Consider the following 16785-nt stretch of genomic DNA (forward strand, 5'->3'; position numbering starts at 1 on the left):
CTTAGCTATTTTTCATTATGATTGTTTCAAAGTTATTTGCAACAGCTTGACAACGATCTGCAACATTCTCTAAGCTCTCATATATATCTTTGATTTTGATTAGCGTCATTGGATCTGTTTCACTATTAAAAATATGTTTAATAGATTGACGTAATATGCCATCACAATTTGTTTCATATTCTTTAATATTAATAGAGTGCACACGCATATGAGATAATTTTTTCTCAGTCAATAACCCAATGGCAAGTTTCATTTCACCGATTGCCTTTTGTATATTGTCAACAAATTCAGCCATATACTCATCTGTATATTCTATTGAGTACATTTCAAACATAGCTGATGTTTCTTCCATAGCATCTAAGACATCATCAATTGCATTGCATAAAGACATAATATCTTCGCGTTCAATTGGTGTGATAAACGTTTGGTTTAAATCTGTAATCACTTGATGCATTAAATCATCGCCATGTGATTCATAGGTTTTAATATTATCAGCATAAGCTCTTAAATCAAGATGAGTATTGAAATCCATTTTTCCAAACTCTATTGCCGCTCGATCTAGATTAAAAATCATATCCTCAAGGCGCTCCATGAACTTATCCTTTTTTTTCCTAATCATTCGAAATCCTCCGTTCAGTGATTCAAAGACCACTATTTGTAAATAGACTGTTTCTTTAATTATAATTCAATATTAAATTTTTGTTAACTTATACATTGCTACTTTCTTTATAGATGTCCCATAAACGCCTATATATTAATAACAAATGCGCTGTCTTAATACCTATTTGAAAATATCACAATTTTTCTTTATCTACAATTATATTTACAAAAAATTAACATTTTGTTTTCTTAACATATAAATTCTCTAATTTAAGATGACTATTTTCATCATTTCGTATATTTATTATAATAATTGTTAAATCTTCATGTCTTATATATCAAGCTATTTAAATATTTATATACTATTTAAAGCATATTTTTAAATTACACTTATTTTGAGTTTTTTATATTTTTAACTGTTTAAAGCGTGATAAGTTAATATTATCGTTTGTCCACTGAACAATATGAAAAATAAAAGCAGGACTGAAAATCAAATTCGATTTTGTAATCCTGCTCTAACAATTATTAAATTTTACTTAGACTTCAAAGTCATACATTAAACACGAAATTTAACAGTTCTTTTAGTATGCACATAGGCTATAAGTGCAAAGATAAAATAGATAGCTGAATATATGCCTATCGCTATATATACTAAGTTCAACGTAGGCGTAAAAGTTAATGTACTAAATGCTCGCGCTGCAAAATAAGCGTGGCCGATACCTACAAGAAGAGGTAACCCAAAATTAAAAGTCGTTTTTAACACAAATCCTTTTGTCATATCTTGGTCTGTATAACCTAACTTGCGAAGAATTCTAAAATGATCAATTTCATCTTCAATTTCATCCATTTGTTTGATATAAATAATACATCCTGCTGCAATTAAGAATACAACTCCTAGGAAACTAGTAATGAATAAAAAGATATTCGCACTTTGGTTTTGTGTATGCATTAACTCTGTTCTTGATTGTGCTTGATGTTTACCTAATGATGCATTGATTTGCTGCGCTTCAGCTAATTGGTTGTGGTTTTTAAGTTCATAACCGACTTGGACATTCACATGTTCACTGTCATTTGGTATTTTTGACTTAAGCGCTTGGTAAGTATCATCATTAACGATTCCTACTAACATGCCATAAGACGCTTCGTACGAAAAGTTAAACTCTTGTGAAACATCACTGACATTTACATGTTTAGTCATATCTTTAGTGCCTATTTCTAAGTCTTCACCTTTTTTTAATTTGCTATACATCAACTCAATCTGTGATACATTAACTAATTTAATCTGATTGGCGTTCATCGATTCATGTGGCATACCTTGGTCACTTACGATTTTGATTGATCCAATATTTTGATCAGAATGTTTGTGCTTAAGCTCTGGTACCGTAATAAGTTCATTTCTAATTTTATCAAATGCGATTCCTTTTTGAGTCAATTTCTTTTCGAACTGATTTGCGACATGATCATCGTAATACGTAAATTCATGCGGTGCTAATGCATTTGTATTATTTTCAATGCTCGCTTTAGTAAGGGTAGCAAAGGCAAGTATCGACATTGTAACAGCAGAGATAATCGCAATAATCGTCAGTGATAACGCATTTTTCTTCATACGATACATTACAGAAGATGTAAATATAACATCAGTAATGTTAACTCTTCCATCCTTAGAAAGTTTTAATGTTTTAAATATAATTGAAACTGTGCTTCTAAAGAAAAAGTATGCGCCTAATACCGTTAAAAATAATATCACAAATATAAGAATGAATAATAATTGAATCACTCCTCTATTAAACATAACAGTCGATAGGTAGTAACCCGCTACCATCATCGTTATACCTAATACTCCTAAAACAACCTCCATTTTAGACACTTTAGAATGTGTTGCTTCTGATTTATGTTGAACGTTTAACATTTGCACAATTGAATGTTTACGCAAGAATAGCGCACTTTGATACATTATTAAAATCAAAGCAACTATCATTAATATTAAAGTCATCCAAAATGACATCGGTTGAAAAGTAAAACTGACATTTACCGGTAATGAAAGGACTTGCTTTAGTATAAGCAATAAAAAACGCGAACCTAATGTTCCTAGCAAACTCCCTATACACAACGTCGCAATAAATATAGCAACTTGTTCTAAAAATAGCATTCTCCAAATATCCCGTCGTGTTAGACCTATGAGTTGGAATAAAGCAAAGCTTCGCGTACGACGCTTTAAGAACAAGCGATTCGCATACATTAAGAAAATAACGATAATAACAAAAAGAAATTTTTCACCAATCCCCGCTGCTGTCACAATCATTTCCGTATCTGTTCCTTTTGATACACTTTCAGAATATTTCAGTGTATCAAAACTAAAAAACATACCTACACTAATGATTAGAGAGAGTAAATAGATACTATAATGTCGTAAATTTTGACTTAGGTTTTTTAAGACAATATGATTAAAACTCATATTTAACACCACCAAGTACACTTTGGTTTTGAATAATTTCTTCGTAAAAATGTGAAATATCCTTATCACCTTGGTAGAGCTCTGTGTGAATTTGACCATCTTTTAACATAATCACTCTATTTGAATAACTAGCAGCAACAGGATCGTGTGTAACCATTACAATTGTCGTATTCATCTTTTGATTAATATCTTCTAAACGCTTCAAAAGATCTCTTGCACTTTTAGAATCAAGTGCTCCTGTTGGTTCGTCGGCAAAAATAATAGCAGGATTTGAGATGATTGCACGTGCTGCTGCTGTTCTTTGCTTTTGTCCTCCAGAAATATCACTTGGATATTTTCCACTCAACTCTGTTATACCGAGCGCTTCTGTCACAGCTTTGTATCTTTCTTCTTGCTCTTTAGTACTTAATTTTTGAATAGACAATGGCAACATGATATTTTCACGTACTGTCAATGTATTCAAAACGTTATAATCTTGAAATATAAAGCCTACTTCTTCTTTTCTAAGATTGGCTAGCTGACGATTTGACATCCGCGTTATGTCTTGTTGATTGATTTCTATTTTACCACTTGAAGCGTAATCGATAGAGCTTAAAACATTAAGCAAAGTTGTCTTCCCCGATCCAGATGGTCCCATAATAGACACAAATTCTCCTTTAGACACTTCGAAATTAATGTCTTTTAATACTTCAAACGATTGTTTAGCATTGCCGTAAACTTTTGTTAAATGACGCACTTTTAATACTGACATCGTGTCACTCCTTCTTTAATATGTTAATTATATTTTAGAGGATTCATTACCATTTATCGTTTGAATGACATGACAAAACGCACATCCAATGTGACAATGTTGTCACTTGGACATGCGCGCTATCATGTCGTTAGGTTTAGAAAATGTAATGGTCACTATCGTCCCTACATTTACTTGCGATTGCACATCAATTTGCAGTCCCAATTCATCTCGTACTTGGTCAACAAGGTAAAGGCCCATACCTGATGCAGTGGCTTCATATTTTTCCCTTGTTGTTGTAAACCCATGTTGAAAAATCCGTGGTAAATCATGTTTTGGAATACCACATCCACGGTCTTCAATATAAAGTGCAACATGCTCATTTTGGCACATACTTTGTATCGTAATAATGTCATTTTTCGAATATTTAATTGCATTTGAAATAAACTGCCGAATCACCATACGAAACCATCGTTTATCAGTATCAATCGTAACATCTTCTGGTATGTCAATTTCAAAGCCAATTCCTTTATTCATGCTAATATGTCTCGTTTTACTTACTTCTTCTATGACAAGTGGTTTTAGGGCTGTTTTTTCAAAATATAAATCTCTTGATTTTTGATTAATTCTTGAGAGGTATAATTGTTGGTCAAGCATATAATCAATACGACTCCATTCATACATTAATTGTTGACGTCTCACATTGTCTTTTTCCTTCTCTATTAATAGCTTTAAAGCAGTAACAGGCGTTTTGATATTATGTATGAATTCTGTCAAACTATGCTGATTTAAATTCAACCACTCTTGTTGTTCCATTAGTGTTTGTTTTTGTACAGAAAGCTTAAAATCCAAATATGTAACCACCTTTTTCTCGAAAGGTGTTTCTGCAAAAGCGTGATGTTTCAGTGCCTCAATTTCTATTTTTTCATCTAATTTTTTAAAAAATCTCGTTTCCTTCAAAAAAATGCTAATCAAAAAAATAGCTATTATAATCCATTGTACTAAACATACATATAACACACTATTCAAACTCAAATCATCGTCTAACCAACCAAATCCCAGTGTCATGAACGTCACAACAAACAGTAAAATGAGCCATAGCTTTCTTTCTCTTAAAAATGCTAAAATCCACATTAGATTAGTCATGTGCAATATAACCTCTCCCTACTTTGGTTTCAATAGCTAGTTCTAATTGGAGGTCACTTAGTTTTTTTCTTAATCGATTTACATTGACGGTTAATGTATTATCACTTACAAATGCTTCATCATCCCAAAGTGCAGTCATTAACGCATCTCTAGAAACAATTTGATTTCGATGATTAAGTAAAACTTCTAAAATCAGCATCTCCGTTTTAGAGAGATATACTGTTGTATGATTGTTATAAATACAATCTTTCGTTAAATCAACTGTACAATGATGCCACAATAATGTACGACTAGCTTGATTCGTATATTGGTGAACACGCCTATATATAGCTTGTATTTTAGCAATAAGTATAGGCATGTGAAAAGGCTTTTGGATATAGTCGTCTGCACCGAGTTCCATACTCATCACTTGATCCATTGGGTTATCTCTTGAAGATAAAAATATAATTGGTACATTAGAAAAACGACGTATCGCACGAGTCCAATAGAACCCATCATATTTAGGAAGCGTAATATCCATCAATATAATATCATGTTTATCTGTATCAAAAGTTTGAATCACATTATCAAAATTTTCTACAGTTTGTACATCCATATCCCATTTTGATAATACCGATTTGATTTCATGACATAAGCTTTCATCGTCTTCAACTAATAATATATTCATGAGCCTCAGTCCTTTGTATAATGTAAGTTCTCTCCTTTTTGTAACCGCTCTTGATACGTTTGAATGCGACATTTCGTATCAAATCCACGAATGAGCATAATCAAATAAGGCACTTGTATAAAGTATGCAATAGGCCAAATCACACGCGGGACATAATCAAATAGATGTATCATAACCCAATTCGTTTGAGGAATATGACGAAACTCTATAATGGTATTTTTTCCAGCCACACTACGTGATAATCGCCCTTTAACCATCACAAGCCGATATAACTTTTCATCAATAGACTCGATGCGAAATATCGCAAGTAGCTTTCCTTTTTTCTTTTGATAAACTTTAATCTCATTTCCTTTTTTATAAGCGACTAAACGCGTTCCTTTAGTTTGGGTCAACCATTTCACAAATTGATCGATAACTTGTTCTAGTCCCCAATCTAATGGTTTAGGAATATGGTGTACGATACGTATATCATTATGCTTGGCAACTTGAAATTCGACGGATATATGAGGTCGGTTCATTTTTTGAGAAGTCGTGCGAACCGGGGTACCATATGCCCTAAGTTGACTCACTGTTTCATGATCAAACTTACTACCACTTATATACAGTATTTCTTTTACATTTTGCGCAAACGCTGCTCGGGCAAAATTATCTGCAGCAATTAAATTTAATTCTCTTGCTAACGCACGTGTCATTTTAGCAGAGTGCTTTGTAGGATCAATATAAAACACAGCAACATCTATACCATTCATTGCGTTTAAAACATCACTATAGTTGTAAATATCGCCCCTAATCCAATTGACATCTGGTTGTTTTTGCCGCTTCGGATACTTTGAAATGGTATATAACGTATAATCAGAGGCTAGTGAAGCAACTAAAGATTGACCAATATATCCCGTTACACCTGCTAATAAAACCTTTACATTCATAACATAACTCCTTTTATATTCAATGAAGTATTACCAAACCTTCTTTATGCATTTCCCATCTTCCATCATGTGCGATACAATTAGATTGATTATCTATCATTACACGTGTAAAATGTAAATCACACGATCGGAGATGACGATATGGTTATAACAATAAGAGAAATTCGAATCAAAGATGTTCAAGCACTAATATCATTAATGCAACAAGTTTTTGAAGCCTCAGAATACATGTTATATGATCCCGGTGAATATATTCCTTCATTAGAACGTGCAACGTCTAAAATAGAAAAAGTGATTACATCCCCTCACTTGGCGATACTTGTTGCTGAAGACAACGACCAACTTGTTGGTTATTTAACAATTAAGACCACACCGCTTAAGAGAATTAAACATACAGCCAAAATTTCAATGGGCGTATTGCAAGCTTTTCAAAAGCGTGGAATTGGTTTTGAATTGCTCAATTTTTGTAAAAAATGGTGCAAAGCTCATGACATATCACGTATAGAACTCAATGTCGTGACTCAAAACACCGCAGCCTATCAATTTTATAAAAAAGCTAACTTTACAGTAGAAGGTGAAATACGCCATTCTATCAAAATTAATGATCATTACTTTAATGAGTATATCATGGCATATCTTTTAGAATAAATGCTTTTAACACTCATAGTGTACCATTTCTCATCATCAAATCGCACAATAAAAGTTATTTTACACTATAAAAACTCCCTTATGATACGCATTAAGACTAAAACGTGTCATCGTCTTAATTTTTAAAATAAGGGAGTCCATTTGATTTAATTATTTTCATAAGGATTTAAATTAATCTCTGTATGAGGTGTATCACTAATTTCTGTATTAATTCGAGTTGTCGACGTATTTCTACTCAGAAAACTTAAGACTTGTTTAATATTTTCTTTGGATTCAGGCTTTTCCAAATGAAATTGATATTGATGTTTTAACCCGTGCGAACCATCGAAAAAGAATGTATCTACGGGAACCTCTTTTGCCTCAAGCTTTCTTGCAAATGTCTCATTTTGACTCATAAATGGATCCTTATCACCTACTGATAAATACGTAGGCGGATACTGAGATGTAACTTGATTTGCCGTTGACATCTCCGTAATATTTTTAAAGTTTTTTTCCCATTTTGAAACCCCTGTATAACTCTTCATAAATAAGTCAATACGCGGAAATTCCGTCGCACGCACAGTTTTCATATCATAAAATCCACCAAAAAACACGGCTCCTTTTAATTGATCCGGTGTAAATTGCTGCTCAAAATTCATTTGCTCTCTTAATTTTTGATTTGTTTGGATTGCAACAAATTGACTATTAATTTGTGCTCCAGCTGAATCACCACCTATAATCACTTGATTCATATCAATAGGTAATGCTTCTTCATTTTCTTTTATGAATGAAATAGCATGATTCATCTGAATCAATGGCGTCGGATACTTATAAGCCGGTGCTAATGCGTAGTTAACATTAACGACAACATAACCTCTTTCAACAATTTGTGATAACAACGGATTTTTATATTGCTTATCTCCTGCAATAAATCCTCCGCCATGTGCCCAAAAAATAACCGGTAACTGTTCACCTTGTTTTATATTTTTTGGCATTAGAATGTCTAACTGACTACTCGGTAAACCTTCCATATATGTAATATCTGTAAACGCTGTAACATTGTTATTTTGGATTGCAACTTTTTTATCTTCTTGCCTTGAAACATGTGGTTCAAAAAAATAGCCGGCTATCAGACCGACTATAACAAGCAAAATTACAAGTGTGATAACAACCCATCTTTTTTTATGTTTAGTCATTATAGCAATCTTTCCTTTCGAAAAAATTGTAACACATCTTGTTAATTAAGCAATAAACTTCTTATCTTGAGATTTTCGATATAAATATTTAACGATTACAGCAACGACAATCATTAATCCAATAACTCCCATTGCTGGATATACGTATTTGATTAAACCTTCAAATCCAATAAAGCTTAATCCGTAGCCTAAAGGCACAATAATTGAAATGAGAATATAATATTTTTTAGCATACGGTGTTGTAAAACGCGCTGCGAAAGAATAACTTAACCCTAATATCGTATTATACATTACCGCTAACATCACAATCGAAAATACGAATGCTAAAATTGGATGAATCATATTCGCAAGTGCTAATGTAGGGATATCTGAATCTTTTATTGTTGGATATTCTGAATGAAGCGCAAAGTTAATTAAACCTAATAAAACTAAATAGACAACTCCACCAATTAATCCTCCTAGGCCAGACACTAATCGTTTAGAAGCATCTCCACCAATTGCAACCAGTGTACTAAATCCAACAGCAAATGCTAAACCACCATAGTTAAACCCATTCCATATCGCTAAACCAAGGCTTGGCTGTTCAACAACACTATCAATTTGGAAGAAAGAAACGTTTCCCTTAAATAAAAATACGGCTGCTACAATAATAACCAATACAATAAGCACTGGGGTTACCATCCCTAATGCTCTCACAATTTTATTGAAATCCATCAATAATGTGATGTACACAATGATACACATAATCAATGCGCCTAACCATACGGGCACGCCAAAACTTTCATTAAATGTTGAGCCTGCTCCGGCAATCATAGTAATAGTTACCGCATAAAGTGATAATATCAAAACATAATCAATGATAATTCCTAACTTTTTACCAAATAAATACTCTAATGTTGAACCGTGATTGGCCGCGTCGAATGCTGTTCCTATTTTAGCAACTTGACGACCAATAAATGTAAGTATTAATCCTGAAATAATGACACCTACGTATGACCAAATACCAAAAGTACTAAAGAATTGTTTAACTTCTTGTCCAGTTGAAAATCCGGCCCCTACTACAACACCCACGTAGGCGAAAGCTATTTTAATAGCTTCATTTAAATTTTTCATACTGTGTTGACCTCCTCATTTGCAAACACGTTACACATTAAACCATAATATGCGATTTATTTCAAATTTCACCGGAGTTCTAGAAGCGACAAACCCCTTGTTACACAAAGGTTTAATGGGGAATTAGCCTTATTTTAATCATATTATTTATACTTTAAAATGCATTAAAATTCACATTGGCACATAAATACTGTATAAACATAAGCTTTAAGTCCATTCATTTTAAAATAACAACAAATCTTTAGAAAACATTAACAACATTAATTGTGAAAATCAGTTTAAAAACTTTGATACAATTTGCATTTTATCATTTTAATCAGCAACTATTCGAGACACATATTGTCCTCACTTTCTAGTTGATTTCAATTCTTATTTTGTTTTTCTTTCGTCGCATTTGTCACTGTAAAAGCAGTTATAATCGCAAATATAATGAGAACTATTGCAAAAACATAAGCCGCATGCATACCAGAAGTCATAGCATGATCCACATCATTTTGAGTGACATGACCGATGTTTTTTAATTTGGCATTTTGTACCCCCGTTACAATCGCAATAAATATTGCTACTCCCATCGCACCTGCAATAGGTTGCAACATATTAAATATCGCACTACCATGCGGGTAACTTTCTTGAGGTAATGCATTTAAACCATTTGTACTGACAGGCATCATAATCGCTGATATACCGATCATTAAAATGATATACGCTAAAATAAAGAGTGCTACTGGAACCCCCGGATGAATCGTCGTATAGAATATAGCAACCATTAATAACAATAATAAACCTGGTATCACCAATTTTCTAGGTCCAAACTTGTCAAAAAGCCCTCCCATAAAAGGTGATAAAAATCCGTTTAACAATGCGCCTGGCAACAAAATGAAACCAGCTAATTTTGCTGAAAATCCCATTGGTCCTTGAAGATACATTGGCATGACAATTTCTGAAGCAAACATACTCATTAATACAATCACAAAAATAATAATACCTTTACGATAGTTATGATACGATAATACACCGAAGTCTAATATCGGATCTTCCAATTTGAACTGCCTACGAATAAATAGATAGATAAAGATAATACCAATCATAAACACAGCACCAAGCAACGGCGTTATTGCTATACCATTACTTTGGCTTACACTTGATATACTATAAATCAAACTTGTAATACCTATCGTTGAGAAAACAATTGAAGTGATATCCACTTTTGGTCGTGTGACTTCACCAACATTTTTCAAAAACAATGCTGCAAAGGTAAATGTGAATATCATAAATGGCACGACAATAAAAAATAACCAACGCCATCCTAATTCATCTACAATTACGCCAGATAACGTTGGCCCTAAAGCCGGAGCAAACATAATGACAAGACCAAATGTCCCCATGACCTTACCACGAACGGTTTCGTCAAATAATAGTAACATTGTATTCATAATCAAAGGAATCATTAGCCCTGTTCCTATAGCTTGAATCATACGCCCTGTTAGCAACATAGGAAAATTAACAGCGAAACCTGAAATCAGTGATCCTACTGTAAAAATAACGATTAAACTCAGAAACAGTCGTCGCGTAGTAAACCATTGAATGACTAAAGCTGACAATGGTGACACAATTCCCATCATCATCATAAAGCCACTCGCCATCCATTGAACCGTCGTTCTAGATAAATCAAAATAACGCATTAGTTCTTGCAAAGCAATATTGAGTAAAGTCTCATTCAATATCATAAAAAATGCACCAATCATAAAAACGGTCATAATCATTTTATTATAATTGTGTTGAACACTCACTTATTCCATCTCCTTCATATCAAATCATACCTATTATACACATATCTTACTGAATATGTATTAATTAAATTTTAATACAGCATTAAAATGACTAAAAAACTTATTCATTTGCACTCTACGCAAAAAATGGGGTTGACAGATAAATATCTTAGCAATCGAAAAACTTCGAACCTTTCGTAAGAATTTACGAAAAAATTTCGAAGTTTTTCTTTAACGATATGTTTAGCCGCACCACGATGGTGTTTGAATTCATTTTCAAGTATTAATTTCAACCCTATCATTCTATATAAGGCATCTCGTTAATTTAGTTTTGTTGTGATGATTAAATGATACGAAAGTATCTTTTATTTAAAGTATTTTAGTGTAAAACTACATTCATATCACGTCGTATTGTTGGCGAGACGCCTGAGGGAATAGGATGAGCGTCGAGACCGAGGATCGACCCATCCCCTAGGAAATGCGAGCCAAACAATGGTTCTATAGTAAATCGGACTGGTGTATAAATAATTTCATTTATTTGATTGTTCCATAAAGCTTCGCTTTTCTAGGCGCCTCACCTCAACTCATTTTAAGATTGAACTTACCCAATCTTAAAATGGATTTTCGGTTACGGCAAGATGCCTCAGAAGTTTCGGCTTAGGAAACAATCAAATTTGCTATATTTATTCACACCCCTAAGTTATAAAGTATGTTTTACCGACTCAATTTTACTGATTTATGTTGTATTAAAAGAGGCATTAATGTTCAAAACTTTATGATCACACAACGAAAAAGGCGTTAAGCAATCCATTATTGCATAACGCCTTAATTTAATGCGACCAGTCCAATTTGACTGAGAGCCCAAACAATACGAATGATTGATAAAATCGAGTAGGAGAGTAGCCATTAATTGACTACTCGTCCTCTCACACCACCGAGCGTACGGTTCCGTACTCGGCGGTTCAATATCTTGCGTAAGCCAACTCTGCAAGCTGGGTTAATGGTATCAGTCCCCACTTGTAGAGTTGTTTTGTTGTAAGTGCACGATGAACCTCGTGCGTGTTTGATAGTCGCCAGTACTTTTTTCGAGACTGTGCGATTTTCATCGCACTTCTATGGTCAAGACCATATTGGCGCAACATCTTATACTTAGTTCTTACTCTTTTCCACCGTTTAAGTATGAGTTGTCTAAGTCGGCGGTTTAACCAAGATTGCGTGGTTTCAATAAATTCTCTGATAAAACCTCTACCAAAGTAATTTATCCAGCCTCTCGTCACTTGGTTAATTTCAGTGATAATGTCTTTAAAGGTACCGGGTCTATTTCGTTTCGTTATTTTCCTTAAGACGCGTATTAAATTTCTTTTTGCTTCCGTAGTCGGTCTGAAACGACAAACCCCATTTACCTTGGTTATTAGACAACTCAAGAACTTTAAACGTGTGACTGCTCCTATTCTGCTTTTATCTTCATTGACAGCCAACTTCAGTTGCTTTTCAATGAATTTCGTTACACTCATCATTACGCGTTCACCTGCACGTTTTGTCCGTACAAAGATGACAAAGTCATCTGCATAGCGTACAAACCGGTGTCCACGCTTTTCGAGTTCTTTATCCAGTTCATGTAGATAGATATTACATAGTAAAGGAGAGATAACGCCCCCTTGTGGTGCACCTATCTTTCTTTCTGCGACTTCGCCAGATAGGTCAATGGCACCTACTTGTAAACTTCTACGGATAAATGTTGAAATTGACTTATCTTGAACATGGCGTTCGAACAAATACATCAGCTTATCATGATTTAACATGTCAAAGCACTGTTTCAAATCACAATCCACGGCTATTTTATAGCCCTCTTCGTAGTAAATAGCGCATTGCTTAAGTGCTGTTCCTGTGCTACGATTAGGTCTGAAACCATGGCTATGATTCGAAAATGTTCGGTCGATGCTGGGTTCAATCACTTGTTTAATCGCTTGTTGTATTACCCTGTCTCTAGCGACAGGGATACCAAGCACACGCATTTTCCCATTTGGTTTGGGAATTTGCACTTTTCGAACTGCTTGAGGTTGGTATGTGCCTTCAAGCAGTTTTTTCGTTATCTGTGAAAAGTACTGCGCAAAGTGAGCACGAAGTTCACTGACTTTCATGCCGTCAATTCCAGGAGCACCTTTGTTTTTCTTAACTTTCTTGATAGCTTTTTCTATGTTGTCTGGTCTTACAACAAGCTCCATCAATGATGGAGACTTACGATACATTTCTTTCATTTCACCTAAGATTTACTGTACACACTTATGTATTCTTTTTTCGTTCCACTACTTATCCTTCCATAAGCTGCCGATTAAACCGTATTCTGTACGTCGTAAATCTATAACCTCCAATCTTTACTTTGTATTGAATATTGTTCAGTCCTTCGGTACATTTTCCCTACTATGACTTCTGCTGACTTCTCATCATTCGTTGTTACTACGGTAGAGTACCGCTGATGAGACCTCCCCGGGTAAGATGTAACCTCTTTCCACTCATGCCACCGCATCATTTACTATATAGAACTCGGGTAGTATTGGACTTTATCTTGTTCTGCAGATTCATCCATTCTACATAGCCTTGTATGATGTTTCTGTTCGTCAGTGCGAGTGTTTGCGTCCGACTTCCTTCAGATTCCACTTCGCAATGGACACCCTTGTCTTTCGCTAACAGTTCCTACTACCAAGCCTGTAACGGACTTTCACCGTCAAGATGTTACCCATGCCGGGCGCACAGAAATGCGTAGAGATGGTTCAATCATAAATCATCTCTACGCTATTATTTTGGGATTGATGTCCCAGCCTTTTTCGCTTATTGATTAAGTTTAATTCACATCTTTATAACGATTTAACTCTTCAAAGTCAACAACTACTTGATCCATGCGCTTGGCAGTCTCTTTTAATGCATTTCGTGCCACCTTGTTATTCGGGTCAAGCTTTAAGATTTGTTTTGATATATCAAATGCTTTTTTATCTGAAATAACAGGATTAGGGATAGCATGTAATAAAAGCATCTGTAATAAACTTTTAACCACTTTTCCATCTGTTAGTTCGATTGATGATTGAGCATGATAATATGCTGCATCTAAAGCGCCTGGCACATCACTCAATGGATACACTAATAACAAAAAAGCTAAGTCGTGAATCTCTGGCGTCTCTTTACCTTTAATCATATCTAACAAACAAGTGTAATAAAGAACACTTTCTTCTTCGTGCGCACTTGAAATATAAGCCTCTTCAAAATCAAGAAAATCTGTAGCAGACATTAAATTTTTCACTGACTCAAATTCGCCGTTTAAGACATGTTTTTTTATTAAATCTTGCATAGCCAGTCCTCCTAAACGTACTCCGTCAAGTTCGATAAAATCATTTTATCATATTATGGATTATTTTGCTCAAATTCATAATAAATAAATTTTCTATATGTAAAAATTCATCATAGAATTATAGAAATGATAATACCATATTATTTAAAGTCTCCCATCAGGCTTAAGCATGATAATATACTACACTGAACGCGTACGATACATTAAATATAAGAAATAAGGTGCTCCAATCACAGCAACCACAATGCCTGTAGGTACACCGCTCGGTTGTAAAATCATTTGACCTATCGTATCAGAAATAACCATTAATATTGCTCCGATTAAAATCGCAATAGGCAAAAACATTTGATGTCTTGGACCAATAAGAGATTTTGCGATATGAGGGCCCATCAAACCAATAAATCCTATTGCACCAGCCACCGACACCGCTGCTGATGACAATGCTACTGATACAATCACAAGTATAAAACGCTCTCGATTCAAGTTAACCCCTAAACTAATTGAACTTAATTCATCTGTATTAAGGATATTCAAAACGTCTGAACGATAAATTAAAAAAGGAATTAAAAGTACTACCCACGGCAAAAATACCCAAACAAATGGCCAACTATCTCCCCAAATATTACCAGCCAACCAAGTCGCGATAAATTCAGACTGATCTCGATCAAATGTTGACATTAAGGTTAATGCACCGCCCGATAATGCTGCTGAAAGACCGACACCTACAAGTACCATACTTGCTGGAGATAGTCCTTTTTGTCCACTGTAACTAAACACGAATATAAATAATGCAGTTGCTAAACCGCCGAGTAAGCTGATTAATGGTAAAATATAAATGAATTGATCAGCATTAATTTGACCAATTGAAATAAACAATGCAATCGCAAAACCGCTGCCTGCATTAATACCTAATATGCCTGGTTCTGCAAGAGGGTTTTTAGTGACACTTTGCAAAATAGCACCACTTACACTTAAGGCAACACCAGCAAGCAAGGTAATGACTACTCTTGGTGCACGGAAATCAATCAAAATTAACTGATCTGCCCCTTCACCTTGACCCATTAGTGTTTTGAGTATTTGACTATAAGACATAGGATACTCACCAGTCGTTAAATTCCATATTACTGCTAAAATCAATACGCCCAATGCCACTAAAAATATAAGACGCTGTTTCCATTTTAATTGAGGATTAATCATATGGTACGGCCCCCTTTACGTATCAAATATAAAAAGAAAGGCACACCAATAAATGAGATAATCGCACTCATCGGCGCTTCACCAAGTAGTCTTGCTATAGTATCAGCCATTAAAACAAACGTCGCACCTAAAACAAGTGACATTGGAATCACTTTTATATAATCTGTTCCGACTAAATAACGCACGATATGCGGTACAATTAGCCCTACAAAAGCAATTTGTCCAACGATTGCAACGGATATGCCCGCCAATAGCATCGTAATAAGTAAACTAAATCCACGAATCACTTTAATGTTTTGGCCTAATCCTGTTGCAAGAGCGTCCCCTAAACTCAGTATTGTTAAATGCTTGCTCATCACTAGCAATATCACGATTGAGACAATAATCATTGGTCCACTAATCAAAACGTGTTGCCAACTCGTACCTGACACACCACCAGCTATCCAAAAATAAATAGATTGATTAAGTCGAAAAGCAAGAGCTACACCTTGACTCAGAGCAGTTAACAAAGCACTAACAGCAGCACCAGCTAAAATTAAACGCATTGGATTAAATCCATCACGTCTTGACGAACCAATAATCATCACCATTGTGCCACCTAAAATAGCACCGATAAAACTTGCTAAAATCAGTAAAATAAATGATATTCCAGGAAATAAAGCGTAGGTCAATGCCAAAGTGAATGCTGCACCAGCATTTAATCCAATTAAGCTTGGATCTGCTAACCCATTTTTTGTAACACCTTGTATGACAGCACCACCAGTTGCAAGCGCCATCCCTACCAACATCGCACCAACATCACGTGGAATACGTATTTCCACAATGACGTTATGCGCTTGATTTGAAGCATCGTAGTGTAATATCGCTTCAATAATCGTTTTCAAATCAACCTGAGCATCCCCTAATAAAATTGATAATATCACTACAATCAGTAATAACATAAGTGACAATATCAACTGAAATCCATATCGAATGTGGCCTATTTTTTTGTCATTCATTTGTCCATTCATCTTTCA

The 16785-nt window shown here is 34.6% G+C and carries 14 protein-coding genes; 1 reads left to right on the plus strand and 13 read right to left on the minus strand.

Annotation, left to right across the window (positions count from 1 at the left end; genetic code table 11):
• Position 1 precedes the first annotated feature (1 nt).
• The 6 genes from C7J90_RS01410 to C7J90_RS01435 form a co-directional block, all read right to left on the minus strand.
• A complete protein-coding gene (locus C7J90_RS01410; RefSeq protein WP_103209347.1) occupies positions 2-619 on the minus strand; it encodes a DUF47 domain-containing protein in 618 nt (205 codons plus the stop codon).
• Between the two features lie 537 nt (positions 620-1156).
• Positions 1157-3055, minus strand: a complete 1899-nt coding sequence (locus C7J90_RS01415) for an ABC transporter permease (RefSeq protein WP_103209348.1) — start codon at positions 3053-3055, stop codon at positions 1157-1159.
• Positions 3045-3806, minus strand: a complete 762-nt coding sequence (locus tag C7J90_RS01420; protein WP_103209350.1) for an ABC transporter ATP-binding protein — start codon at positions 3804-3806, stop codon at positions 3045-3047. The genes C7J90_RS01415 and C7J90_RS01420 overlap by 11 nt, the downstream gene beginning before the upstream one ends.
• Before the next feature lie 102 nt (positions 3807-3908).
• Positions 3909-4931, minus strand: a complete 1023-nt coding sequence (locus C7J90_RS01425) for a sensor histidine kinase (protein ID WP_103209351.1) — start codon at positions 4929-4931, stop codon at positions 3909-3911.
• Complete coding sequence (locus C7J90_RS01430) at positions 4924-5598, minus strand: response regulator transcription factor (protein ID WP_103209353.1); 675 nt, start codon at positions 5596-5598, stop codon at positions 4924-4926. The genes C7J90_RS01425 and C7J90_RS01430 overlap by 8 nt, the downstream gene beginning before the upstream one ends.
• Before the next feature lie 5 nt (positions 5599-5603).
• Entirely contained in the window at positions 5604-6524 is a 921-nt protein-coding gene (locus C7J90_RS01435; RefSeq protein ID WP_103209354.1) for an NAD(P)H-binding protein, read from the minus strand.
• Positions 6525-6665: 141 nt separating this feature from the next.
• On the opposite strand from C7J90_RS01435, the gene C7J90_RS01440 reads away from it, so the two are divergent.
• Positions 6666-7172 carry a GNAT family N-acetyltransferase gene (locus C7J90_RS01440; RefSeq protein WP_103209356.1) on the plus strand — a complete coding sequence of 169 codons (507 nt, stop codon included), beginning with the start codon at positions 6666-6668 and terminating at the stop codon, positions 7170-7172.
• A gap of 146 nt (positions 7173-7318) precedes the next feature.
• Here C7J90_RS01440 and C7J90_RS01445 read toward each other — a convergent pair whose 3' ends face one another.
• From C7J90_RS01445 to C7J90_RS01475, 7 genes are all read right to left on the minus strand, one after another.
• Positions 7319-8347, minus strand: coding sequence for an alpha/beta hydrolase (locus C7J90_RS01445; RefSeq protein WP_103209357.1), 1029 nt, complete (start codon positions 8345-8347; stop codon positions 7319-7321).
• Positions 8348-8392: 45 nt separating this feature from the next.
• On the minus strand, positions 8393-9460 hold the full coding sequence (locus C7J90_RS01450) for a YkvI family membrane protein (protein WP_103209359.1): 1068 nt from the start codon (positions 9458-9460) through the stop codon (positions 8393-8395).
• Positions 9461-9822: 362 nt separating this feature from the next.
• On the minus strand, positions 9823-11223 hold the full coding sequence (locus tag C7J90_RS01455) for a DHA2 family efflux MFS transporter permease subunit (RefSeq protein WP_103209360.1): 1401 nt from the start codon (positions 11221-11223) through the stop codon (positions 9823-9825).
• A gap of 968 nt (positions 11224-12191) precedes the next feature.
• A complete protein-coding gene (gene ltrA / locus C7J90_RS01460; protein ID WP_106465077.1) occupies positions 12192-13478 on the minus strand; it encodes a group II intron reverse transcriptase/maturase in 1287 nt (428 codons plus the stop codon).
• 593 nt (positions 13479-14071) lie between these two features.
• Positions 14072-14572 carry a hypothetical protein gene (locus C7J90_RS01465; RefSeq protein ID WP_103208145.1) on the minus strand — a complete coding sequence of 167 codons (501 nt, stop codon included), beginning with the start codon at positions 14570-14572 and terminating at the stop codon, positions 14072-14074.
• A gap of 180 nt (positions 14573-14752) precedes the next feature.
• Positions 14753-15769, minus strand: coding sequence for a FecCD family ABC transporter permease (locus C7J90_RS01470; RefSeq protein ID WP_103208144.1), 1017 nt, complete (start codon positions 15767-15769; stop codon positions 14753-14755).
• Positions 15766-16779, minus strand: a complete 1014-nt coding sequence (locus C7J90_RS01475; protein ID WP_406688141.1) for a FecCD family ABC transporter permease — start codon at positions 16777-16779, stop codon at positions 15766-15768. Before C7J90_RS01475 ends, C7J90_RS01470 begins: the two co-directional genes overlap by 4 nt.
• Positions 16780-16785 lie beyond the last annotated feature (6 nt).

The organism is Staphylococcus felis (assembly GCF_003012915.1).
Classification (GTDB): Bacteria; Bacillota; Bacilli; order Staphylococcales; family Staphylococcaceae; genus Staphylococcus; species Staphylococcus felis.